Source organism: Corynebacterium sp. NML180780, from assembly GCF_007786415.1.
GTDB lineage: Bacteria > Actinomycetota > Actinomycetes > Mycobacteriales > Mycobacteriaceae > Corynebacterium > Corynebacterium gottingense.
Genome location: NZ_VNKN01000007.1, coordinates 28,395 through 51,357, shown reverse-complemented (window position 1 = coordinate 51,357; position 22,963 = coordinate 28,395). Strand labels below are relative to the sequence as shown.

The window sequence follows — 22,963 nt, the reverse complement described above, 5'->3', positions numbered from 1 at the left end:
TCCCCTACTCCTCGATGGTCAGGCCGGTGCGGGCCGCAGCCTCGTCTGGGGTGAGGCGCACGCGCACGAGCAAGGCGCCGCAGTTCGGGCAGGTGGGAATCTCGTCGGCGGGCGTGCCCATCACCGCGGCGCGCTCGGAGGCGGGCAGCTGGATGAAGCAGGCGTTGCAGGTGCGGCCGTTGAACGCGGCGGCGCCCATCTCGTCGTAGACTTCGAGGACGTCGTCGGGGAGCTTGTGGCGCAGCGCGGCGGTGTCCACCTGCTCGCGGTCCGGCAGCGCCTCAACGGCGCGGCGGGCGGCCTCCACCTTGCGGTCCGCCTCGTCCAGGCGCGCGCCGTGGTTGTCGCGGTTGTTGCGCAGCGCGGCGATCTCGTTGTGCGCCTCCTTGAGCTCGGAGAGCAGGTCCGCGATGCGCGACTTCGCCGCGTAGCGGTCGTGCTCCAGGTCCTTGCGGCGCTCCGGGTTGGTCTCGGCGCCGAGCTGGCGCTTGTCATCAATCTCGCGCTTCTTCAGCTTGCGCTCGTCCTCCTGGATGCGCAGGATCTCCAGCTCCATGTCGTCCACGGCCATCTGCGCGGCGGCCGACGCCGCTTGCAGGTCCTTGCGCTCCTTGAGCAGCCTCTCCAGCTCCTGCTCCTCCGGCCGCGCCGAGTCCGGGTGCGCGGCCACGCGGTCCGCCTTGGCCAACTCGAGCAGGATCGGCTGCTCCTCTGCGGAAAGCTTCACGGGTACTCCTCCCTTGTTTTACTTCTCTTCCCCGGGGCGTCCGGGGTGTGCAGACACCGTCCACGGATCGGTGCGGATGTCCAGCACCTGCGTCTGCACGCCTAGCGGCTCAACGATACTCGCCGCCTGCTCCGTCCACGGAAACTCGCTCGCCCAGTGCGCCGTATCAATCACGGCGGGCCCGCCCGCGCGCAGGTGTTCGTCCACCGGGTGGTGCCGCAGGTCCGAGGTCACGTATACGTCAACGCCAAGCTTTGCGACGTCACCGAGGAACCCATCCCCCGCCCCCGAGGACACCGCGACGCGCCGCACCAGCAGGTCCGGGTCCCCCGCAGCGCGCACGCCCCACACCGTTTCCGGCAGCGCGTCGGCCACCTGCTGCGTGAACTCGCGCAGCGTCATCGGCTCAGGCAGCTCGCCCACGCGGCCGAGCCCGTAGGCGTGCTCCAGCTCGCGCGTGCCCGCGGGCTGCGCCATCTGGACGATGTCGAAGGCGGGTTCCTCGTAGGGGTGGGAGGCGCGGAGGGCGTCGATAAGCGAGGCGCGCAAGCGCGTGGGGGCGACGAACTCGACGCGGACCTCGGGCGCGGTGAAGTGCGCGCCCACCTCGCCGTCGGTGGGGTCGGCGCCCTCGACGGGGGTGAACTCGCCGGTGCCGTCGTGGCTGAACGCGCACTCGCGGTAGTTGCCAATCGCGCCGGCGCCGGCGTCGAACAGCGCGCGCTTGACGCTGTCGGCGTCGGCGGGCGGCACGTGGACGCCCCAGCGGTCGGTGCCGTCGAGGAAGATGGGCTTGATCGGGCGGCCCGGGGTGATGCCCACCAGCTCGGCGAGCTTATCGGACACGCCAGGCCGGGCGGAATCCGCATTCGTGTGTGCGGCGAACAGGGCGCACCCGCCCGCGATCAGGGTGTGGACCACCTTGCCCTTCGGGGTGTTCGCCGCCACGGAGCTCACCCCTCGCAGCAGCAGCGGGTGGTGGACCACGAGGAGTTGCGCGCCCGCGTCCACCGCGGCCTGCGCCACCTCCAGCGTGCAGTCGAGGGCGAAGGCCACCTTGGACACCTCCGCGTCCGGGTCCCCGCAGACCAGCCCCACCTTGTCCCAGCTCTCGGCCAGCTGCGGCGGGTAGGCGGTCTCCAGGGCGCGGACAACATCAGCTACAACAGTCATGGCACCCAGCCTACAAATTTGCCATGCTGGGGTCCGTGATTGATACAGCAAACAACGGCGGGCAGGACACCATCCTGCTTGACGTGGACGGCACCATCATCGATTCCTATCCCGGCATCCGCGAGGGATTCCTCCGCGGGCTCGACTCGGTGGGCGCGGCGCGCCCCGCCGAGGACTTCATCCGCCGCATCCCCGGTCCGCCGATGCGCGACTCCATGGCGGCAGCAGGCCTGGGACCCGACCAGGTCGAGCGTGCCATGCAGGCGTACTCCGACTACATGAGCAGCGAGGGCTGGCAGCGCTTCACCGTCTTCGACGGCATGGCGGAGCTCATCGCCCGGTGGAAGGACGAGGGGTGGAAGGTGTGCACGGCGACGTCGAAAAGCGAGCACTTCGCGCGGCTGGCGCTGGAGCGCGCGGGCGTGCTTGAGCACATCGACTTCCTCGGCGCGGCGAACTGGGACGCCGGGCGCAGCACGAAGATCGAGGTCATCCAACATGTGCTGGACAACGCGGACCCGTACCACCCGGTGATGGTGGGCGACCGGATTCACGACTTCGCCGGCGCGGCCGAGTTCGGCCTGCCGTCCATAGCCGTGACCTGGGGCTACGGCGCCAAAGAAGAATGGGAACAGGCCACCTACGTGGCGCACACGTCGACTGAACTGGAGGACATTGTCCGTGAGTACTGCTAACCCCTTGCACATCGACTTCGTCTGCACCGGCAACATCTGCCGCTCGCCGATGGCCGAGGTCATCGTGCGCGACGCGCTCACCGCAGCGGGACTGGGTGGCGATGTCCGCGTCACTTCCTCTGGCATCGGCGGCTGGCACGTCGGCGGCCCGGCGGACGAGCGCGCGCAAGCCGAGCTCGCCGCACACGGCTACAACGGCTCGCAGCACAGAGCCGCGCAGTTCGGTGGCGACCGCTTCGACGCGGACCTCATCGTCGCCCTGGATACCAACCACGTCTCCGAGCTCGTCGCGCGCGGCGTACCGGAGCAGCGCGTGCGCCTGATCCGCTCCTTCGACCCCGCCGCGCCCGAGGGCGCCGGGGTCGCCGACCCCTACTACGGCGGCCCGGCCGGCTTTACCACCACGCGAGAGCAGATCGAGGCCGCCGCCGACGGCATCGTCGCCTGGGTCCGCGACCGGGTTCAGTCCCAGCCCCGCACCGACTAAACTAGGCCAGCGTGAAGGGCGAACAGGAACGAGAACAGAAGCGAGACGGCACGCGCGGAACCGTCGAGAAGCGGTGGTGGAAAACCTTTCTCACCCCGGGCTGGATCATCGCCGCGATCCTGATCGCCCTGTTCTCCTACTACGCGTTCACCTTCCTCGCCCCCTGGCAGCTGGGGAAGAACGAGGCGCTCGAGCAGCGCAACGAGCACATCAGCGAAGCGTTCGACCACGACCCGGTCCCGCTTTCTAACCTGCTCGGAGCGGACGGCACCATCAGCCAGGACAGCGAGTGGGCCCGCGTCACCGCCACCGGCCACTACCTAGACCGCACCGTGCTGCTGCGCCTGCGCCCCGTGGACCGCAACCCCGCCTTCCAGGTCCTCACCCCCTTCGCGCTGGACAACGGCCCCACCATCCTGGTCAACCGCGGGTGGGTCCCCGCCGAGAACTCCACCCAGGTGCCCGACATCGCGCCTGCCCCCACCGGCGACGTCACGCTGGAAGCCATGCTCCTGGCGGGCGAGCCCACGCACTCCAAGACGCCGATGCAGGACCAGGGCTACGACATGGTCTACTCCATCGCCCCCGCCCAGGTCGGCGAGCTCACCGGCACCGAGCCGGTCGCCCCCTACCTGCAGCTGCTCTCCGGCCAGCCCGGCGAGCTCACCGCCATCCCGCTGCCGGTGCTCGAGACCGGCAACCACCTCTCCTACGGCCTGCAGTGGATCGCGTTCGGCATCATGGCGCCGGCGGGCCTCATCTACTTCATCGTCGCCGAGACCCGCGAGCGCCGCCGCTTCCGCGAGGAGCAGGAGCAAATGCTTCTCGACGCCCCCGCCTCCGGCCCCGGGCCCGACCCCGAGTCTGCGGATGAGGAGGGTGAGGGTGGCGTGGAAAAGCATGCCCCAATGCCCCCGGCCCCTGCGCGGTCGCGGGCGCGCTACGGCGACGGTCGGCGCAACCCGTGGCAGCGCGCCTACGATAGGCAGGAGGAACGCTGACCCCGGCGCAGGAAGGATCCCGATGCCACCGCAACTGACCGTCACCGACCACGACATTCTCGCCGCCCACCTGGACCTTTTCCGCCGCGCCGGGCTCACGCTCGCCCCCGGCATCGAGATCGCCGACGTTGAGGACGGCGTCTGCGACGACCTCGAGGGCTTCCGCGTCGCCCCCGCGACAACGGTGCTCTCGCTTATCGACGCCGACGCCCACCCCTTCTTCACCTCCGTCACCTTCTCCGACGGCCTCGACGGTCCCCGCATCCCCACCACGCACGCGCAGCTGCCGGCCTACGTGCACGCGATCTGCGACCCCGCCGGCACGGACCTACGCGACGTCGCCGTCGTGCCCGACCCGGGCTCCGCCACCGCCGGCACGCTGCGCCTCCAGTTCGGCGAGTGGGACGTGGTCGATGTCTCCTACGACCTGGCGAACGGCGGCTGGGAGCCGGACCGTGTGAACGGGTCGCGCGGGCTGGTCCCCGACCTCATCGCCGCCGCACTGCCGACGGGCGGGGAGGCCGCCCTCTTCGCCACCGCCGACGGCGACACCGCGATCATCTACCTCACGCCGGAGACCGGCACGGATGCGGGCGTTGCGCACGGCCGCCCCGCGCCGCACACCTCCCCGGATGCAAAGAAGCCGGTCACCGCCGCCGCCGCGCGGGCGGCGGAGCGCAACACGGCGATTGACAACCTGCTCACGGTCCTGGCTGCGGAGTCCGAAGCAGACGCGTAGGGTTGGTGACATGACAATCACCAGCAAAGTCCTGCAGAAAGTCAGCCCCGACGCACCGTTCAAGGTCGTCGAGATCGAGCGCCACGACCCGCGCGAAGACGACGTGGTCATTGACATCAAGGCCGCGGGTATCTGCCACTCCGACATCCACACGATCCGCAACGAGTGGGGCGAGGCCCACTTCCCGCTCACCGTGGGCCACGAGATCGCGGGCGTGGTCGAAGCGGTGGGCAGCAAGGTGACCAAGTTCAAGGTCGGCGACCGCGTGGGCGTCGGCTGCCTGGTCAACTCCTGCGGCGAGTGCGAGCAGTGCAAGAACGGCCAGGAACAGAACTGTCTCAACGGAAACGTGGGCACGTACAACTCCGAGGACGTCGACGGCACGATCACCCAGGGCGGCTACGCCGAGAAAGTCGTGGTCAACGAGGGGTTTGTGTGCACGATCCCCGACGGGCTGGATTTCGACGTCGCCGCGCCCCTCCTCTGCGCCGACATCACCACCTACGGGCCGCTCGCCCGCTGGAACGTGAAGGAAGGCGACAAGGTGGCCATCGTCGGGCTCGGCGGGCTCGGCCACATGGGCGTGCAAATCGCCACCGCGAAGGGCGCCGAGGTCACCGTGATCTCGCGCTCGCTGCGCAAGGAGAAGGAGGCGTACGAGCTCGGCGCCCACCACGTGCTGGCCACCGGCGAGGACGAGGACTTCTTTGCCAACCACTGCGGCGAGTTCGACGTGATCCTGTCCACCATCTCCGCGCACTACTCGCTCGATGACTACCTGCAGCTCCTCAAGCCGCGCGGCATCATGTCCGTCGTCGGCCTGCCGCCGGAGCAGCTGGGCGTACACATGGGCAGCCTGGTCGGAGGCGGCAAGGTCCTGACCGGCAACAACATCGGTGGCATCGCCGAGACCCAGGAGATGCTCGACTTCTGCGCGGAACACGGCATCGGCGCGGTGATTGAGAAGATCGGCGTGGACGACGTCGACGCCGCCTACGAGCGCGTCGTGGCGGGCGACGTGAAGTTCCGCTTCGTCATCGACACCGCGACGTTCGCGGGGGCTACTTCCGCAGCAGTTTAATCACGGCGACGAACCCGGACAGGATCGTGCTGAGCGCCGCCCCCATGAACACGAGCGCGACCGTAATCGCGACCGGGTGCTCGCCCGGCATTCCCAGCCCGGCACCGAGCACGATGATCAGTACGGCGGTCACGGCCATCGTGATCGCCGACCACTTGCACACCCGCGCAGCGCCGTTCCGCTTCTTCGCCGGCGGCGCCTCGTCCGGCACGGCCACCGCGCTAGGCGGGGCGCTCGCCGGGGTGCTTGACGACGCCAACGGGTCTTCAAACAACTCATCCGCAGCCGAGTACGCGTACGGACTCCCCGGCACCGGGGTGGCCACCGGGCGCGGGAGCGGCTCCGGCGCTGGCTCTTTCATCGCTTCAGGCGCCGCCGGCTCGGGCGCGCCGTCGGCGGCGAGCTCCACGACGAGCTCTACGAGCTTGTTGCAGCGCTTCTCCCCCACGCCGCGCAGCTGAAGCAGGTCGGCGGCGCTGGCCTTGAGCATCAGCGGATGCTGCTCGCGCCAGGCATCGAGGTACTTGTCAATCCCGGTGCCCGTCGCCTCGGGCCGGTGCTCCGGGCGGAGGTGGGCGGACATCTCGTACAGCGGGCGTTCGGGGTTGCGTGCGATCCACAGCGCCGCGATCTGCGCCGGCGACGCGCCCGTCCGTTGCGTGTCCTCGGGGGTGAGCCAGGAGAAGGGGGCGGTGGCGGTGGCGTCGATAATCGCCCCCGCACCGCCTGAGTCCATTACGGCAATGAGCTGGGCAAACCTCGCCTCCTTCACGATGGGCACGCCGTACTCGCGGGCCTTGCGCGCCTTGCCGCTCATGGAGTCGGGGTTGGCGGCGACGAGCACCGCGCACGTCTTGGTCACCCCGCCCACGTCCAGGCCCGCGGCGGTGGCGCGCTCGGTCCACGCGTCGCGCGGGATGTCCAGCGCGCCGGTGAGCGCGACCCGGTCGCCGGGCTTGAGCACAACGCCGTCGTCGTCAGATTGCGGGTCTTCGAGCAGGCCGGCTGTGTTCACGCCCAGGGCTTCGGCGACCGCGAGCAGCTCCGCGCGCTCATCGTCGGTGATCGCCCCATCGGCCCAGGCCTCGACGACGAGCTGCCGGGTGAACTCCTCGTTGATCGCCTCGACGTCCTCCGCCGCCAACCCGGTCGCGGCGGCCTCGAGCAGGCGGGCTTCAGCGCGGGTGATCTCCTTGTCCTTGAGCGCGTGCGCCAGCCTGCGCCGATACGCCTCCTCGCCCCACTCGCCGCTCGACGGCAGTGCGCGCGACAGTTGCTCAATCCGCGTGCCCGCCTGCCGCGCCTGCTGGCTGTAGAAGTACCGCAGCAGCTCCGCCGTGGCCTCGGCGTCCGCCAACGCGGAGTGCGCCCGCTTGTTCGTGATGTTCGCCAGCGCGAGAGCTTCGCTCAGCTTGCCGACGCCCATATACTCCCTGGCCAGCCGCATCGTATCGACCCACGCCTCCGGCACCCAGTTGGCCATCCCCGCCCTGGCCAGCTCGGTCTGCAGGAACCGCTTTTCAAACGACGCGTTGTGGGCGACCGGCGTGCGCCCCTGCAGCAGACCGCGCAATTCGTCTGCGACCTGGTCGAACGTCGGCGCGTCAACCACATCGGTCGCGGAAATGCCGTGGATGTGCGTGTTGGGGATGTCACGCATGGGCTGCACCAGCGTCCGCCACGTCCGCTCCGCCGACAGGTCCGGCCCCAGCTGGACGACGCCGATCTCCACGATCCGGTCGAACTTGCCAAACCCCGTGGTCTCGAGGTCGATGACCGCATACCCGCTGCCCTGGCCCATCGCTGACATCCTCCTCCGCGTCGCGCGACTGTTCCCTCCAGGCTAGTGGGCGGCCTGAGCGCGGAGTGCGCGTGGTCCGGGTGGGGCTGCCGGCGCGCGCCTGGCGCACCTCGGTTGCGCCCTGATGTGCTCCGGTTGCGCCCCCCGCTTCGCCAAATACCGATACCAGCATGACGAGAACGCAGCCCTAAAGCAACGAAATCGGGGTCTTACTATCGGTATCTGCAAAACTGAGCGCCCCGAGGACCTGACCGCACCGCCCCCGCCCCGCGCCCACCGGCACGACGAAAGCCGCCTCCCGGCCCCGGGATGGGGCGGGAGACGGCTTCCAGGCTGTGCGCCATGAGGGGCTCGAACCCCCGACCTACTGGGTGTAAACCAGTTGCTCTCCCAGCTGAGCTAACGGCGCGCTAGCGGTAAAGGTTAGCAGAACTTGCCACGGCCGCCTAACGCGCAGGTCACGCCGTGACTCGACGCTACTTCTTGGTGCCCGCGGGGGTGAGGCAGGAGCCCTGCCATTCGCCGAAGCGGTCGGCCTTGGTCTGCATTAGGCCGGCGAGCTGGGCGGACTCGGAGATCTCGCCCGGGTGGACGCCGCCGGGCTTGGAGGCGCCCGGGGTCATGAGCCAGACGCGGCCGGAGTCGCCGAGGTTGCGGATGGCATCCATGAGCGCGTCGACGAGGTCGCCGTCGTCGGAGCGGAACCAGAGCAGGACGACATCGCAGAGCTCGTCGGTGGACTCGTCCAGAAGCTGTTCGCCGACCGCGTCCTCGATGGCCTCCGAGATGGAGGAATCGGCGTCTTCGTCCCAGCCGATCTCCTGCACGATGTCGTCGGCGTGAATACCCAAGCGGTCTGCGTACGTGTTGACACCTGCGGCGCCCAAAGTCTTGTTTCCTCCATGTTTGGTAATGAACGACAGTGCAATAGAGCTTACATCTGTTGTGATGGGAGTGATGGGTGAAAGGGGAAATGGGGGCGTCGATAAGCAACTGCCCCCGCGCAGGGGCAAAAACAAAAAACCAAGTAATGTGGGAGGAAACATTGCCCAACCATTTAGGGAGGATTTCTCGTGGCTGAGAAAGACAAGGCCAAAGCGTCAAACATCGAGCTGATTCGCGACGGTGTGGCGTCTTACCTACACGACAGCGACCCGGAAGAGACCCAAGAGTGGATGGACTCGCTCGACGGCCTGCTCGAGGAATCTGACCCCGAGCGCGCGCGTTACCTCATGCTGCGCCTGCTCGAGCGAGCGAACGCCAAGCGCGTCCACCTGCCCGCACTGTCCTCGACCGACTTCGTCAACACCATCCCCACCACCATGGAGCCCGAGTTCCCGGGCGACGAGCAGATTGAGAAGCGCTACCGCCGTTGGATGCGCTGGAACGCCGCCATCATGGTGCACCGCGCGCAGCGCCCGGGCGTGAAGGTCGGCGGCCACATCTCCACCTACGCCTCTGCGGCCGCACTCTACGAGGTCGGCTTCAACCACTTCTTCCACGGCAAGGACGCGGAGCAGCGCGGCGACCAGGTCTTCTTCCAGGGCCACGCCTCCCCGGGTATGTACTCCCGCGCGTTCCTCGAAGGCCGCCTGAGCGAGGACGACCTGGACGGTTTCCGCCAGGAGCACTCCCGCCCGCAGGGCGGCATGCCGTCCTACCCGCACCCGCACGGCATGCCCGAGTTCTGGGAGTACCCGACCGTGTCCATGGGCCTTGGCCCGATGAACGCGATCTACCAGGCACGCTTTAACAAGTACCTGCAGGACCGCGGCATCAAGGACACCGACGAGCAGCACGTTTGGGCCTTCCTCGGCGACGGCGAGATGGACGAGCCGGAGTCCCGCGGCCTGCTCCAGATGGCGTCGCTGTATGAGCTGGACAACCTCACCTTCGTGATCAACTGCAACCTGCAGCGTCTCGACGGCCCGGTGCGCGGCAACGGCCAGATCATCCAAGAGCTGGAAACCTTCTTCATCGGCGCTGGCTGGAACGTCATCAAGGTCGTGTGGGGCCGCGAGTGGGACGAGCTGCTGGAGAAGGACGAGGACGGCGCGCTGGTCAACATCATGAACACCACGAAGGATGGTGACTACCAGACCTTCAAGGCCAACGATGGCGCCTACGTCCGCGAGCACTTCTTCGGCCGCGACGAGCGCACGAAGAAGCTCGTCGAGGACATGACCGACGAGGAGATCTGGGCGCTGCGCCGCGGCGGCCACGACTACCGCAAGGTCTACGCCGCCTACAAGCGCGCACTGGAGACCAAGGGCAAGCCGACCGTCATCCTCGCGCACACCATCAAGGGCTACGGGCTCGGCCACAACTTCGAGGGCCGCAACGCGACCCACCAGATGAAGAACCTCACGCTCGAGGACCTCAAGCAGTTCCGTGACAAGCAGGAAATCCCGATCTCCGACGAAGAGCTGGAGAAGGATCCCTACATGCCGCCCTACTACCACCCGGGCGAGGACGCAGAAGAGATCAAGTACCTCAAGGAGCGTCGCAAGGAGCTCGGCGGCTTCCTGCCGGAGCGCCGCGAGCAGTACACGCCGCTTGAGCAGGCCGACTTTGAAAAGACCTACAAGGCCATGTTCAAGGACTCGGGCAAGCAGAAGGTCGCGACCACCATGGCGCTTGTACGTACCTTCAAGGCCATGATGCGCGACAAGGAGCTGGGCAAGCGCGTTGTCCCGATCATCCCGGACGAGGCCCGCACCTTCGGCCTGGACTCCTGGTTCCCGGTGCAGAAGATCTACAACCCGAAGGGCCAGAACTACGTGCCGGTCGACCACGACCTGCAGCTGTCCTACCGTGAGTCGCCGCAGGGCCAGATCCTGCACGAGGGCATCAACGAGGACGGCTCCTCCGCATCCTTCATCGCCGCCGGTACGTCCTACGCTACCCACGGCGAGCCGATGATCCCGATGTACATCTTCTACTCCATGTTCGGCTTCCAGCGCACCGGCGATAACTTCTGGGCTGCTGGTGACCAGATGGCCCGCGGCTTCATCATCGGCGCCACCGCAGGCCGCACCACCCTGACCGGCGAGGGCCTGCAGCACATGGACGGCCACTCCCCCGTCCTGGCCTCCACCAACCCGGCCGTGGTCACCTACGACCCGGCGTTCGCCTACGAGATGCCGTACCTGGTGTCCAAGGGCATCGAGCGCATGTACGGTAAGGGCTCCGGCGAGGACGAGAACGTGATGTACTACATCACCGTCTACAACGAGCCGACCCACCAGCCGGCCCGCCCGGAGAACCTGGACGTCGAGGGCCTGCACAAGGGCATCTACCTTTACGACGAGGGCGAGAAGAAGGAGCACAACGTCTCCCTGCTCGCCTCCGGCGTGGGCATGCAGCAGGCGCTGCGCGCACAGGAGATCCTGCAGGAGCAGTACAACGTCGGCGCCGCGATCTACTCGGTCACCTCGTGGGTCGAGCTGGCCCGCGACGGCGCGCGCGTTGCCAAGGAACAGCTGCTCCACCCGGGTGAGGACGCCGGCGAGGCGTTCGCCACCACGCAGCTGAAGCAGACCGAGGGCCCGTACATCGCCACCTCGGACTTCACCACCAGCCTGCAGGAGCAGATCCGCGCCTACGTACCGGGCCAGTACATCGTGCTCGGCGCGGACGGCTTCGGCTTCGCGGACACCCGCGAGGGTGCCCGTCGCTACTTCAACATCGACGCGGAGTCTATGGCCGTCGCCGCCCTCCTCGGCCTGGCCAACGAAGGCAAGATTGACAAGTCCGTCGCCGCCCAGGCAGCGAAGGACCTGCACATCGACGACCCGACCGAGCCGAACCCGAATGGCGGCACCCACTAAGGGCTCCCCGCTTATCGACGCCACGCCCCCGCCGCGCCACGCGCGGCGGGGGCGTCCCGCGTTTCAGGAAACAGCGCGCATCAGGCGCGCCCGAGGCTCACACTCTAGGCCGAGCGCGTGGGGACGGTGATGCCGTCGCCAAAAATACCCGCCAGCTGCGGGAGTAGGAACGCGACGGCGCCACCGATGGCGGCAATCAGCCCGATGACCAGGGCCGCCACCTGCGCGCTTGAGGATCCTGCCTGCGCGGTCCCGGTGCGCCCGGGCTCCGTCGGCTTCCCGGTGCCGGTAGTACCTGCAGTACCCGTGCCCTTGCTCACGCCCTTGCCGGTGTTGCTCACCACGAACGTCGTGTTGTCGGTGGTCCCGTCTGGGTAGGTCGTGGTGACGGCGAACTCGGAGCCCCACGCCGTGTCCTTGGGGATCGTCGTGGTGACGGTCCCGTGCTCGTCCACGTGCACGTTCCACTTCTCGGAGGACTCGACGTGCCACCTGTTCACGTCGCTGCCAAGCGGCGTCTCGTACAGGTTGAACGGCGAGATGGTCAGCTTCTGGCCGGGGTCGCCCTCAACGGAGTCATACAGCGGCTCGTAGAGGTATTCGCTGGTGGGCGTGAGCTTCGGGGTCACCTGCACGATCTCAGTCGAGCCGTCCGGGTAGTTGATGCGGATGTCCACCTTGTCCGAGGTGTTCGGCCCAGCGTGCACCAGGGTGGGGCGCGAATGGGTGAGGTTGACCTGCAGCTGGTCCTTCTCACGCTTGGTCATCAGCGGCTTGGTCAGGTTGTCCTGCGCGATCAGCTTCCAGGTCGCCCCGTCGGGCATGCCCTCGAGGTCGAAGAAGGCTGAGGTGCTGATCCACTGCCCCGGGACGGTGCGCACCACCTGCGGCTCCGCGGAAACGTAGGGCTGGTAGGCGTCCTTCATTGCCTCGGCGGCCTGTGCTGCGGGCGCGACGACGGCGCTCGCACCCACGGCGAGGGCAACGGCGCAGGTGACCGAGGTGGGGGCGATTCGCAGCACGGCTAGGCTCCTTGGATCAGGCGGACGATGGCGGTGGTGACGGCACCGGGTGCGTCGAGCGGAGGCATGTGCCCGGAGTCCGGCAACACCTGCATGTACGCGCGCGGCCAGATTTCGTGCAACTTCTCCGACTGGGTGACGGGGGTGACATCATCACGGTCTCCCACCAGGATATACCCAGGGATCTCAGAAAGGACTATACCTGCTTGCAGCTCGGAGTGAGAAAGCAGGTCTTGGAAGTAGCCGGCGTAGGTCTCCAGGGGTGTTTCGCGGATCATGGCGGCGTGAAAGTCCACGATGTCGTACGGCATCGGCCGGAAGTAGAATGCCAGCGCCAGGATGGGCGAGATGGTGTCCGTGACGATCTCGCGCACACCCTCGGCAAACCCGGGTGTGTAGCGCACCGCCTTCTCCAGCACCCCGCCGATCGGCCCCGCGAGCACCTGCGGCAGGCCCTGCATGGTGAACGGCTCGACGGCGCTGGACACCTGAACGCTTCCGGCCCAGGTGAATTCGTCCGCGTAGCGCCGCATCATGGACAGCGACACCGGCCCGCCCAGCGAGTGCCCCACCACGATCACGGGGCCGGTGGCGCCGCGCTCGCGGAGGACGGCGACGCAGGCGTCGGCGGCGTGGTCGATGGTCAGGGCTTCGGGTGCCGCGGTCGCGTTCTGCCCGTGGCCGGGCAGGTCCACGAGGAGCTGGCGTACCTCGGGGCACTGCTCGCGCACGTCCCGGACCTGCATGTAAAAGGTCTCCGCGGAGATGTTGAAGCCGTGGACGTAGATGACGGTGGGCGCCGCGGGGTCGGTCGGGCCGACTTCGTACCAGTGGACGCGGGGGTGGTGGGCGGTGGCGTCGATAAGCGTGGTGCCCGAGCGCTCGTAGCTGAGGCCGTAGGTGCCGTCGGCGTCGTGCAGCTTGGCGCGCGTGTCCAGCAGGTTGCGGCGCGCGGCGGGCGTGAGGGTGCGAAGGTACGCGAGCGGATGCAGCATGTTTACACCTTATTATGAGGGTATGGAACTCTCACAACGCCTCAATCTCGGGGACTTGGGCAAGCTTGTCGACGCCCCCTCAACCGACACCTCCACCGAATCCGAAGGCGCCGACGCGTTCTCCCGGCTCGCCGCGCTGATCGAGCGCATCACCGGCGAGGAGGACAGCGTGCACCGCGAATCGCGGCTGTCGGACGTGGACGTGTCCTCGCTGGACCGAGTCGAGCTGGCCATCCGGATCGAGGCCGAGTTCGGCGCGCGGGTGACCGAGCAGATCTACGATGAATACGAGACTGTTGGCCAGCTCGCAGAGTACTTGGAGGAACACGAGTGAGTATCGCGTACTTAACTGACATGGACGGCGTCCTGCACCGCGAGGGCGACATGATTCCGGGCGCGGACCAGTTCATCGCGCGGCTGCGCGAGGAGGACATCCCGTTCATGGTGCTCACGAACAATTCGATGCAGACCCCGCGGGATCTGTCCGCGAAGCTGACGCGGATGGGCCTGCACATCGAGCCGGAGCGGATCTGGACCTCCGCCACGGCGACGGCGAAGTTCCTCTCCCAGCAGGCCGGCGAGGCCTCTGCCTACGTGATCGGCGAGGCCGGGCTGACCACCGCGCTGCACGAGATGGGCTGGATCCTCACCGAGGCGGATCCGGACTTCGTGGTGCTGGGCGAGACCCGCACCTATTCCTTCGAAGCGCTGACCACGGCCTGCAACCTGATCCGCGGCGGCGCCCGCTTCATCGCCACCAACCCGGACCTCACCGGCCCGGGGCCCAGCGGCGTTATTCCGGCGACAGGCGCGGTCGCCGCCATGATCACCGCGGTGACTGGCCGCGAGCCCTACTACGTGGGCAAGCCGAACCCGGTCATGATGCGCTCGGCGCTGAACAACATTGGCGCCCACTCCGAGCACACCGTGATGATCGGCGACCGCATGGACACGGACGTCAAGTCCGGCATGGAGGCCGGTATGCGCACCGTGCTCGTGCGCACGGGCATTAGCGACGACGCCGAGATCGCCCGCTACCCGTACCGCCCCACCCAGATCGTGGACTCGGTCGCGGATCTGGTGGGGCGGATCCGCGACCCGTTCGGGGACTAGTCAGCGACGTAGAAGCGCTGCTTGTTCACAAACTCGTCCATGCCGAGCGTGCCGAGCTCGCGGCCAAAGCCCGAGTTCTTCACGCCGCCGAACGGCAGCTCGGGCCCGCGCGCCTGCGGGATGTTGACGTGGATCATCCCGGTGACCACGCGGTTGGCCACCTTCTTCGCGCGCTCCTCGTCCTGCGAGAAGACGGCGCCGCCCAGGCCGTAGTTGGAGTTGTTGGCCACCTCGACGGCCTCGTCGTCGCTTGCAACCTTGTAGATCTCGGCGACGGGGCCGAAGAACTCGGCGTAGTAGGACTCGGAGCCGACAGGGACGTCGGTAAGCACGGCGGGGGTGAAGTAGGCACCGTCGCCGGTGAGCTCGCCGCCGACGTGCAGCGTCGCACCTTCCTCGACGGCCTTCTTGACCTGCTCGTCCAGGATCTCTGCGGCGTCGCGGGAGGACAGCGGGTAGAAGTGGCCCTCTTGCGGGTCCAGCGGGTCGCCCTGGGCAAACGCCTTCGCGCGGCGCACCATCGCGTCGACGAAGTCGTCGTAGATGTCCTCCATGACGATGATGCGCTTGTTCGACGTGCACGCCTGGCCGGTGTTGGCGATGCGCTTGCCCCACGCGGTGTCGGCGGCGGCCTCAACGTCGTCGGTGTCCAGGACGATGTAGGCATCGGTACCGCCGAGCTCCAGCAACGCCTTCTTCAGGTGCTGGCCGGCGGTCGCGGCGACGGCGCGCCCGGCGCGCTCGGAACCGGTAAGCGACACGCCCTGGACACGCATGTCGGCGATAAGGTCCGCGACCTGGTCGTGAGTTGCGCGGATGTTGGTGTACAGGTGGGCAGGCGCGCCGGTGGCCTGGATCGCTTCGTCGATAATCGCCTGGATGGCCTCGGCGGAGCGGGGGCAGATCTCGGCGTGCTTGAGCAGCACGGTGTTGCCCGCCATGAGGGTCGGGGCAGCGAAGCGCGCGACCTGGTAGTACGGGAAGTTCCACGGCATGACGCCTACGATCACGCCAACGGGGACCTTGCGGATCACAGCCTCACCACCGGTGTGCTCGATCGGCTCGTCGGCGCTGAGCTCGGCGCCGTGGTCGGCGTAGTAGTTAAAGATGTTGACCACGTCGTTGAGCTCGTTTTCGCCCTGGTCGAGCGGCTTGCCCATCTCTTCGGCGATGATTCGGGTGAGTTCGGGGCGCTTGGCGTCGAAAAGCTCGGCGATCTTGTGCAGCAGGGCCGCGCGGTCCTCAAAGCTGACCTCGCGCCACTGCGCAAAGGCGGCGTCGGCGCGGTCAAGCGCGGTGGCGAGGTCCTCGTCGGAGATGAAGTCGAAGGTCTCGACGACCTGGTTGTTTACGGGATTTTGTACGCGATACTGACTAGACATGCGCCCCATCGTACGACCGTGGCGTGACGCTCGCTACAAACCCATGCGATTTTGCGTATGCGTCCAACTTCTCAGCGAACGTGACCAGCGCCTCCGCAGGCGCCCGCAAGGTTTCGCGACACTCGTAGGTGCCGTCGGCCGCGCGGCGCCACCGGGTAAACCAGATCGCGTCGTCCTCGCTCGTGGTTGGGGCTTCCGGCAGCTCGCAGAGCAGCTTTTCGACGCCACGCCTCCGCCGCCCCTCCATCCCGGCCACCGTGAGCGTGGCCGTGGCGGTGCTGTGCTGGCGGGTGTGGGTGGCTTCGCGCGCAGTCAACGAGGTGTACGGCGCGACCAATGTCGTAGTCATGGTGTGGGGGACCTTCCGTGGATTGCTTCGCGGTTTCGGTGAACAACACCCCACACCCGGTGACTAGGCGGGTTCCGGCGCGGTGACTAGGCGCGCCGGCGGGGTGCAAGACGAGAGGTTCGTCTTCCCCAACGGCCTCTGGCTTAACGCGACCAATCTTGCGCCACACACGTTCACTCCGGCAACCCTAAACCCCAGGTTGATCCCCCTATTCACTCAAGCTGAGGTAGAGGGTGAGTGCCCCGAACACGGGCGGAGCCACACCGCGGTCCACCACATCCACCCCTTTATGTGGGCTACGTCTCCCCCGGGGGTCTAGTGTGTGTAGAAACACTCTTACCCATCACTTCGGAAAGGTATCCCATGACTGAGACCCTGCAGGCCAACGCGGAACACGTGAGCGAAAACGACCAGTTGCGCGACGCTGCACAGCAATGGCTCGCCGACCTGGAAGCGGCGACGGCGACAGCCGACCCAGACGCGGCGGGCCAGGCCGCCGCCGACCTCTTCGAACCAGAGGGGTTCTGGCGCGACCTCATCGGCATGACCTGGAACCTCTACACCGCTGAGGGACGGGAAGAGATCGCGCGCATGGTCTCCGCAACGCACCCGGACAGCACGATCACCAACACGGAGCTCACTGACGTCGAGGACGAAGGCGACGGCGTCACGCGCGTGCACTTCACCTGCGATACGGGCCACTTCCACTGCTGCGGCATCGCCAGGCTGCGAGACGGCAAGGCGTGGACCCTGCTCATCTCCGGCCGCGAGCTGAAAGACTTCCCGGAGAAGAATGGGCGCAACCGCGAGCTGGGCGCGCAACATGGTCCTCAGCAGGATCCGGAGAACTGGGCGGACCGCCGTGACAAGCGCCGCGCCACCCTCGGCGTTTCGGAGCAGCCGTACGTGCTCATCATCGGCGGTGGCCAAGGCGGCATCGCGCTGGGGGCGCGGCTGAAGCGTCAGGGGGTGCCGGCGCTGATCGTCGATAAGGCGAATCGCCCCGGCGACCAGTGGCGCGGCCGCTACCACTCCCTGTGCCTGCACGACCCGGTGTGGTACGACCACATGCCCTACCTGCCGTTCCCCGACGATTGGCCGGTGTTCACCCCGAAGGACAAGATGGGCGACTGGCTCGAGCACTACGTGGGCATCATGGACCTGGACTACTGGACCAACGCCGAGGTCAAGCACGCCGAGTTCGACGAGGCCCGGCAGCGCTGGGACGTGCGCCTGACCCGCGACGGCAACGAGATGACGCTGCATCCGACCCAGCTCGTCTTCGCCACCGGCATGTCTGGGGTGCCGAACCGCCCGCAGCTGAAGGGCCAGGAAAACTTTGCCGGCGAGATTCGCCACTCTTCTCTGAGCACCCCGGCGGTGATGTGGACGCGGGCAAGGACGTGGTGATCCTCGGCGCGAACAACTCCGCCCACGACATCGCCGCGGACCTGGTGCACAACGGCGCGCGCCCGGTGATGATCCAGCGCTCGTCGACTCACATCTCGCAGTCGGATTCGCTGATGAAGTACGTCTTCGGCCCGCTGTACTCGGAGGATGCGGTGGAGGCTGGCATCGACACCGACACCGCGGACCTCCTGTTTGCCTCCTGGCCGTACAAGGTGCTCCCCGACGCGCAGCGCCCCGCCTTCGACCAGATCCGCAAGGACGACGCCGAGTTCTACGACTCGCTCGCAGACCGCGGATTCATGGTGGACTTCGGCGACGACGACTCCGGCCTCTTCCTCAAGTACCTGCGCCGCGGCTCTGGCTACTACATCAACGTCGGCGCCTCCGAGCTTGTCGCGGACGGCTCGATTCCCGTCCACTCCCCTACCACGATCGCCGAGGTCAAGGAGCATTCAGTCGTGCTTGACAATGGCACCGAGCTCCCCGCCGACGTCATCGTGCTGGCCACCGGCTACGGCTCTATGAACGGCTGGGTCGAGCGCCTCATTGACAAGGAGACCGCCGACCGCGTCGGCCGCGTGTGGGGCCTTGGCTCCGACACCACCAAGGACCCGGGCCCGTGGGAGCGCGAGCTGCGCAACATGTGGAAGCCCACCCAGGTCGACCAGCTCTGGTTCCACGGCGGCAACCTCCACCAGTCCCGCCACTACTCGCGCTACCTCGCCCTGCAACTCAAGGCCCGCTACGAGGGCATGGACACCCCCGTCTACGAGCTCGCGGAGGTCCACCACACCTCCTAGCAGTTTGCTTATCGACGCCACCGCCCCCCTACAGCAGCCGCACCGCCAACACGCCGGCGATGATGACTGCGAGGCCGAGGGCGCGGGTGGCGTCGATAGGCGTCTTGCGCGCGCCGAACGCCCCCACCGACTCCATCACCTGGCCGCCGACGATCGTGCCCGCGTTAAACGCGATGACCGTGGTGGCGGTGCCCAGGATCGGCACGAGCGTGGCGCCGCCGATGACAAAGATCGCGCCCACCACGCCGCCGAGCCACATCCACCACGGCCCCGGCTGCACCTTCCGGGTCAGCTGCTTCGGGCTGGTCAGAAGCACCGCGACCAGCAGTAGCACCGCGCCGACGGCCAGGTTGATCTCGGCCGCGTGCAGCGACGAGCCCGCGATCGTGCCCAGATGCCCGTTGACCGCAGCTTGGATCGACGAGCACATCCCCACGCCCACACCGATGAGCCGGTAGAGCCACACCTCGGGCCCGTGCGCGTCGCCCGCGACGTTTTTTCTCCCCACGCCCAGCGTGACCACGATGCCCACCAGCACCACCAGGGCACCGACGATGCGCATAAAGCTCACGTGCTCCTGCGGCGAGTGGAACAGGCCGAAGTGGTCGATGCTTAACCCCATGATGATCTGCCCAAGGATGGGCAGCACCACCGTCTGCACCGCGCCGAGCTTGGGAAACAGCAAAATATTGCCCAGCACGAAGCAGGACCCCATGAGTCCGCCGAGCCAGATCCACCACGGCGTCTCCATGCCCGGCGCGAACTGCGGCAATGGGTTTCCTACCAGCACGGTAGTGGCCAGGATGGACAGCAGCAGCGCGATGCTAAACGACGTCAGCGCCGGGACCACCGGCTTATTGTTCACGCTCTGGCGCAGGCGGGAGTTGGCGGCGGTTTGGATGGGGATGATCGCGCCGATCGCCAGCGCAATGGGGAGGTGCAACATAGGCACTCATGCTATCTGGTGGGGCGCCGCGAGGGGACGGCGCGCAAGATTTCCCCGTCCCGCGAATGGACTAGACCGTGCCACCTGGGGAAACGTTTGATGGGGTCGCCGGAAAAGGGGAAATTTTACGCATTCTTGTCATCCGGCAGCCCCGGAGACAACCCCCGGGACCCCTACCCCAGGTTTTCGGCGGCGCCCACGACCAGGTCCCAGAACCGGTCGGCGTCCAGCTCGGTGGCTACCGAGGTGTGGCAGTCGGCGGGGGCGGGGGCTCGGAAATCGGCGACGGTACGGCCGGCAGTGAGCGCGCCTGAAAGTTCCACGTCAACTGGCACCGGCACGGTTTTCACCACGGACGGGTCGATGAGGTAGGCGATGCAGCAGGGGTCGTGGACGGGTGGGTTGTCAAAGCCCTGGTTGTCTTTGTAGTTGGTGCGGAACGCGTCGAAAAGCCCGACGACCAGGTCGCCCACGGGCGTGCCGAGTGCGGCGAACCGCTGCTCCACCTCGGGCGTGGCCAGGGCCTGGTGGGTGAGATCCAGGCCGACCATGACCACGGGCCAGGACTCGTTGAACACGATGTGGGCCGCCTCGGGGTCGGCGACCACGTTGAACTCGGCGGACGCGGTCCAGTTGCCGGTGCCGTAGGCCCCGCCCATGAGCACGACCTCGCGGACGCGCTCCACGATGCGGGGCTCCAGGCGGGCGGCGAGGGCGATGTTGGTCAGTGGGCCCGTGGGCACGAGGGTGACGGTGCCGGGTTCCTCGGCCATGACGGTGTCGATGATCGCGCGCACCGCGTGCCCCTCCTGGACCGCAACCTCCGGTTCCGGAAGGTCGAAGCCGTGGATCTCCATGCCGGAGTCGCCGTGGATGGCCTCGGCGGTTTCCACCGGGCGCACCAGGGGGCGGTGCGCGCCGCGGTAGACGGGCACGTCGGTGCGGCCGGCCACCGTGAGCACCTGGGCTGCGTTACGGGTGACCTTGTCGATGGTGTGGTTGCCGCCGATCGTCGTTAAGCACAACAGCTCGATCGAGGGGTCGCCGAGGGCGAGGAGAATGGCTACCGCATCGTCGTGGCCCGGGTCGCAATCCAGGATGATCTTACGCACGCGCGGCCTCCTCGGCGGCGATCGTGTCGGGGAGGTCCTGTGGGCGCGGGATGAGGAACGAGGTGCAGAACGCGGCGATGAGCAGCACCAGGCCGGCGATCATGCCGGCGCGGTAGCCGCCGCCGTTGTCCGCAAACGAGGTGACCACGGCGAAGATGACGGTGAAGGAGATTCCGGCGCCCAGGTTGAACGCGCCCGCGTTCAGGCCCGGCAGGTAGCCCTGGTTGGACTTCGGCGCGAGCACGACGTGGAGCGAGCCGAGCATGATGTTGGCAATGCCTGCGTAGGTGACGCCGGCGGCGACGGAGACGAGGAAGAGCAGCCACGGCGTCGGGTTGCCCACCACGAACACGCCGAGCAGGACGGACAGGGCCGCGCCGCCGATGCCGATCTTGAGGACCGTGGTGTAGCCGAGGCGGCCCGCCATGTAGCCGGCGATGGGGCCGAAGATGAGGCCGGCGATGGCGTAGGGGGTGAGCGTCCAGAAGGAGACCGTGCCGGCGGACAGGCCCGGGCCGTTCGTCGCGTCCTGCGCCAGGTTGGGCACCAGGCCGTTCATGACGGCGAAGATGCCGGTCATGGTGAGCGTGGTGGTGGTCAGCAGCGCCCAAGTGCGGCGCTGGGTGAGCAGCTCGGGCTGGACCAGCGGGTGCGAGCTCGAATTTTCGGCGCGCCAGAAGAAGAACAGCGCGACCGCGCCGATGATGAGCAGCACGATGACCAGGAACCAGTTGGCCTCCGCGAGCGCGCCGGCCTCGTTGAACGCGGTGAGGATCGTGCCGATGGCCACCACCAGGAGGGCCACGCCCAGCCAGTCCATGCGCTGGGTCTCGCTGGACTTCGTCTCCGCCACGCCGAAGCGGATGGTAAAGACGGCCGCGAGCGCGAACGCGCCGATGACCCAGAACAGGGAGCGGAAGCCGAAGGCGGAGGTGAGCCAGCCGCCGAGCAGGGCGTCCACGCCGGCGATACCACCGTTAATGGAGGTCAGCACGCCAACCAGCAGGGCGAACTGCTTCTCATCGCGCACGGCCTGGCGCAGCATGACGGAGGTCAGCGCCACCGTCGGGCCGGACACGCCCTGCACCACACGCCCCAGGAACAGCATCGGCACGTTGGTGGACAGGGCGGCGATGATGGAGCCGATCACGGTCACGCACATCATGGCCACGAGCACCTTGCGGCGCCCAATCAGGTCGCCCCAACGGGGCATGAACAGGGAGAACAGCGCCGCGGCGGTAAAGAACGCGGTCTGCGTCATGCCGATTTGGTTGGTGGTAGCGTTAAGCTCCACCTCCATGGTCGCCAGCGCCGGGGCGAGCATGGATGCGTTGAGCTGGAACGCAAAAATAGCGGTGAGCAGGGCCAGCATGAGCGGCCAGACCTGCGAGGACGGAAGTTTGTGCCCGGCCGCGCCGGACGCCTGGTTGGGTTGCATACCCATCAGCCTAGGGCATGCGCTGGAAAATCACTTCCCCAGCGCTGCCCAGATCGCGGTGTTGGTCTCCTGCCACAGGGGCTTGGCCCAGTCGCCAAACTCGCGGTTCGTCAGCGCCACCATCGCCTGCCCATCGGCGACCCACAGGTAGGTGCCCGCCATGCCGAAGTGTCCGACCGTGTCTGCAGGCATCCCGTCGCCCGTCCAGTGCGGCGCCTTCTCCCCCTTGATCTCAAAACCCAGCCCCCACGGGCACGGCTTCTGCATCCCGTAGCCCGGCACCACGCCGCACAGGTCCCCGAACTGGTTGCTGAACGCCTCGCGCAGCGTCTCCTCGCTCAAAAGCTTCGGCGCCAAAAGCTCCTCCGCGAACAGGGCGAGATCGCTTATCGACGCCCTCCCGCCATGCCCCGCCGACCCATACACTTCAGCCGTCTGCATCCCCAGGGGCTCGAAAACCCCCTCGCGCATGTAGTCCGCGAAGGCGAACCCAGTCTCTTGTTCCAGGTGGTCCGCGAGGATCTCGTAGCCGGCCGACGAGTAGATGCGTCGCTCCCCCACCGGCTTCTGCGGCTCGCGGGAGGCGAAGCCGACGCCGGAGGCGTGCGCGAGGAGGTGGCGGACGGTCGCGCCTTCGGGCCCGCAGGCGCTCTCTAGCGAGAACGCTCCTTCTTCGACGGCGAGGAGGAACCCGTAGGCCGAGAGCAGCTTGGTCACACTGGCGAGCTCGTAGACGCGCTCGGCGTCGCCGTAGGTGGCGGTGCGCGTGCCGATCAGGGCGGCGCTGACGTTGTCGGCGGGCCAGGTGTCGAGGTAGTCGTCAAGGCGGAAATCCATGGTGCCGAGCGTACCTGCGCTCCGC

20 protein-coding genes, 1 tRNA gene and 1 pseudogene are annotated in these 22,963 nt (G+C 67.6%); 9 read left to right on the top strand and 13 right to left on the bottom strand.

Annotation, left to right across the window (positions count from 1 at the left end; genetic code table 11):
• Nucleotides 1-4: 4 nt before the first annotated feature.
• On the bottom strand, nucleotides 5-727 hold the full coding sequence (locus FPP74_RS06075; protein WP_144717458.1) for a zinc ribbon domain-containing protein: 723 nt from the start codon (nucleotides 725-727) through the stop codon (nucleotides 5-7).
• Nucleotides 728-745: 18 nt separating this feature from the next.
• Nucleotides 746-1,900, bottom strand: coding sequence for a Nif3-like dinuclear metal center hexameric protein (locus FPP74_RS06070; RefSeq protein WP_186439397.1), 1,155 nt, complete (start codon nucleotides 1,898-1,900; stop codon nucleotides 746-748).
• Between the two features lie 35 nt (nucleotides 1,901-1,935).
• On the opposite strand from FPP74_RS06070, the gene FPP74_RS06065 reads away from it, so the two are divergent.
• The 5 genes from FPP74_RS06065 to FPP74_RS06045 are packed head-to-tail and all read left to right on the top strand — an operon-like array spanning nucleotide 1,936 to nucleotide 5,903.
• Complete coding sequence (locus FPP74_RS06065) at nucleotides 1,936-2,595, top strand: HAD-IA family hydrolase (RefSeq protein WP_255456083.1); 660 nt, start codon at nucleotides 1,936-1,938, stop codon at nucleotides 2,593-2,595.
• The gene (locus FPP74_RS06060; RefSeq protein ID WP_304505082.1) at nucleotides 2,582-3,082 is read left to right on the top strand and encodes a low molecular weight protein-tyrosine-phosphatase; all 501 of its coding nucleotides are present in this window, start codon (nucleotides 2,582-2,584) and stop codon (nucleotides 3,080-3,082) included. Before FPP74_RS06065 ends, FPP74_RS06060 begins: the two co-directional genes overlap by 14 nt.
• Before the next feature lie 11 nt (nucleotides 3,083-3,093).
• Nucleotides 3,094-4,083, top strand: coding sequence for an SURF1 family protein (locus FPP74_RS06055; RefSeq protein ID WP_186439396.1), 990 nt, complete (start codon nucleotides 3,094-3,096; stop codon nucleotides 4,081-4,083).
• Between the two features lie 22 nt (nucleotides 4,084-4,105).
• Nucleotides 4,106-4,822, top strand: a complete 717-nt coding sequence (locus tag FPP74_RS06050) for a hypothetical protein (RefSeq protein ID WP_095534942.1) — start codon at nucleotides 4,106-4,108, stop codon at nucleotides 4,820-4,822.
• 10 nt (nucleotides 4,823-4,832) lie between these two features.
• Nucleotides 4,833-5,903 carry an NAD(P)-dependent alcohol dehydrogenase gene (locus FPP74_RS06045; RefSeq protein WP_144717454.1) on the top strand — a complete coding sequence of 357 codons (1,071 nt, stop codon included), beginning with the start codon at nucleotides 4,833-4,835 and terminating at the stop codon, nucleotides 5,901-5,903.
• On the opposite strand, the gene FPP74_RS06040 is transcribed toward FPP74_RS06045, so the two are convergent.
• From FPP74_RS06040 to FPP74_RS06030, 3 genes are all read right to left on the bottom strand, one after another.
• Nucleotides 5,884-7,704, bottom strand: a complete 1,821-nt coding sequence (locus FPP74_RS06040) for an exonuclease domain-containing protein (protein ID WP_186439395.1) — start codon at nucleotides 7,702-7,704, stop codon at nucleotides 5,884-5,886. The two genes, FPP74_RS06045 and FPP74_RS06040, sit on opposite strands and share 20 nt — an antisense overlap.
• Nucleotides 7,705-8,040: 336 nt before the next feature.
• Nucleotides 8,041-8,113 (bottom strand) — tRNA-Val (locus tag FPP74_RS06035).
• Between the two features lie 67 nt (nucleotides 8,114-8,180).
• Nucleotides 8,181-8,591 carry a DUF3052 domain-containing protein gene (locus FPP74_RS06030; protein ID WP_095546598.1) on the bottom strand — a complete coding sequence of 137 codons (411 nt, stop codon included), beginning with the start codon at nucleotides 8,589-8,591 and terminating at the stop codon, nucleotides 8,181-8,183.
• A 186-nt stretch (nucleotides 8,592-8,777) separates the two neighbouring features.
• On the opposite strand from FPP74_RS06030, the gene aceE reads away from it, so the two are divergent.
• A complete protein-coding gene (aceE, locus tag FPP74_RS06025; RefSeq protein ID WP_144717447.1) occupies nucleotides 8,778-11,534 on the top strand; it encodes a pyruvate dehydrogenase (acetyl-transferring), homodimeric type in 2,757 nt (918 codons plus the stop codon).
• A gap of 104 nt (nucleotides 11,535-11,638) precedes the next feature.
• Here the strand turns inward: aceE and FPP74_RS06020 are convergent, their stop codons facing one another.
• Both FPP74_RS06020 and FPP74_RS06015 read right to left on the bottom strand, forming a co-directional pair.
• Nucleotides 11,639-12,556 (bottom strand): YPDG domain-containing protein, encoded by a 918-nt coding sequence (locus FPP74_RS06020; protein ID WP_144717445.1) that lies wholly within the window; start codon nucleotides 12,554-12,556, stop codon nucleotides 11,639-11,641.
• Between the two features lie 2 nt (nucleotides 12,557-12,558).
• On the bottom strand, nucleotides 12,559-13,551 hold the full coding sequence (locus tag FPP74_RS06015; RefSeq protein WP_144717443.1) for an alpha/beta fold hydrolase: 993 nt from the start codon (nucleotides 13,549-13,551) through the stop codon (nucleotides 12,559-12,561).
• Nucleotides 13,552-13,573: 22 nt separating this feature from the next.
• Here FPP74_RS06015 and FPP74_RS06010 point away from each other — a divergent pair, with 22 nt between their 5' ends.
• Nucleotides 13,574-13,885, top strand: a complete 312-nt coding sequence (locus tag FPP74_RS06010) for an acyl carrier protein (RefSeq protein WP_144717441.1) — start codon at nucleotides 13,574-13,576, stop codon at nucleotides 13,883-13,885.
• 20 nt (nucleotides 13,886-13,905) lie between these two features.
• Nucleotides 13,906-14,664, top strand: coding sequence for an HAD-IIA family hydrolase (locus tag FPP74_RS06005; protein WP_095546593.1), 759 nt, complete (start codon nucleotides 13,906-13,908; stop codon nucleotides 14,662-14,664).
• Here the strand turns inward: FPP74_RS06005 and FPP74_RS06000 are convergent.
• Together FPP74_RS06000 and FPP74_RS05995 are read right to left on the bottom strand one after the other, a co-directional pair.
• Nucleotides 14,661-16,046, bottom strand: coding sequence for an NAD-dependent succinate-semialdehyde dehydrogenase (locus tag FPP74_RS06000; RefSeq protein WP_144717439.1), 1,386 nt, complete (start codon nucleotides 16,044-16,046; stop codon nucleotides 14,661-14,663). The genes FPP74_RS06005 and FPP74_RS06000 overlap by 4 nt on opposite strands.
• Nucleotides 16,039-16,395, bottom strand: coding sequence for a hypothetical protein (locus tag FPP74_RS05995; protein WP_095553508.1), 357 nt, complete (start codon nucleotides 16,393-16,395; stop codon nucleotides 16,039-16,041). Before FPP74_RS05995 ends, FPP74_RS06000 begins: the two co-directional genes overlap by 8 nt.
• Nucleotides 16,396-16,758: 363 nt before the next feature.
• Between FPP74_RS05995 and FPP74_RS05990 the strand changes: the two are divergent.
• A pseudogene (locus FPP74_RS05990) lies at nucleotides 16,759-18,605 on the top strand (NAD(P)/FAD-dependent oxidoreductase).
• Nucleotides 18,606-18,633: 28 nt separating this feature from the next.
• On the opposite strand, the gene FPP74_RS05985 reads toward FPP74_RS05990, so the two are convergent.
• From FPP74_RS05985 to FPP74_RS05970, 4 genes are all read right to left on the bottom strand, one after another.
• Complete coding sequence (locus tag FPP74_RS05985) at nucleotides 18,634-19,551, bottom strand: DMT family transporter (protein ID WP_144717437.1); 918 nt, start codon at nucleotides 19,549-19,551, stop codon at nucleotides 18,634-18,636.
• A gap of 173 nt (nucleotides 19,552-19,724) precedes the next feature.
• Nucleotides 19,725-20,663 carry a nucleoside hydrolase gene (locus FPP74_RS05980; RefSeq protein ID WP_144717435.1) on the bottom strand — a complete coding sequence of 313 codons (939 nt, stop codon included), beginning with the start codon at nucleotides 20,661-20,663 and terminating at the stop codon, nucleotides 19,725-19,727.
• The gene (locus FPP74_RS05975; RefSeq protein ID WP_095278254.1) at nucleotides 20,656-22,101 is read right to left on the bottom strand and encodes an MFS transporter; all 1,446 of its coding nucleotides are present in this window, start codon (nucleotides 22,099-22,101) and stop codon (nucleotides 20,656-20,658) included. Before FPP74_RS05975 ends, FPP74_RS05980 begins: the two co-directional genes overlap by 8 nt.
• Nucleotides 22,102-22,131: 30 nt before the next feature.
• Nucleotides 22,132-22,938 (bottom strand): serine hydrolase, encoded by an 807-nt coding sequence (locus FPP74_RS05970; protein ID WP_144717433.1) that lies wholly within the window; start codon nucleotides 22,936-22,938, stop codon nucleotides 22,132-22,134.
• Nucleotides 22,939-22,963 lie beyond the last annotated feature (25 nt).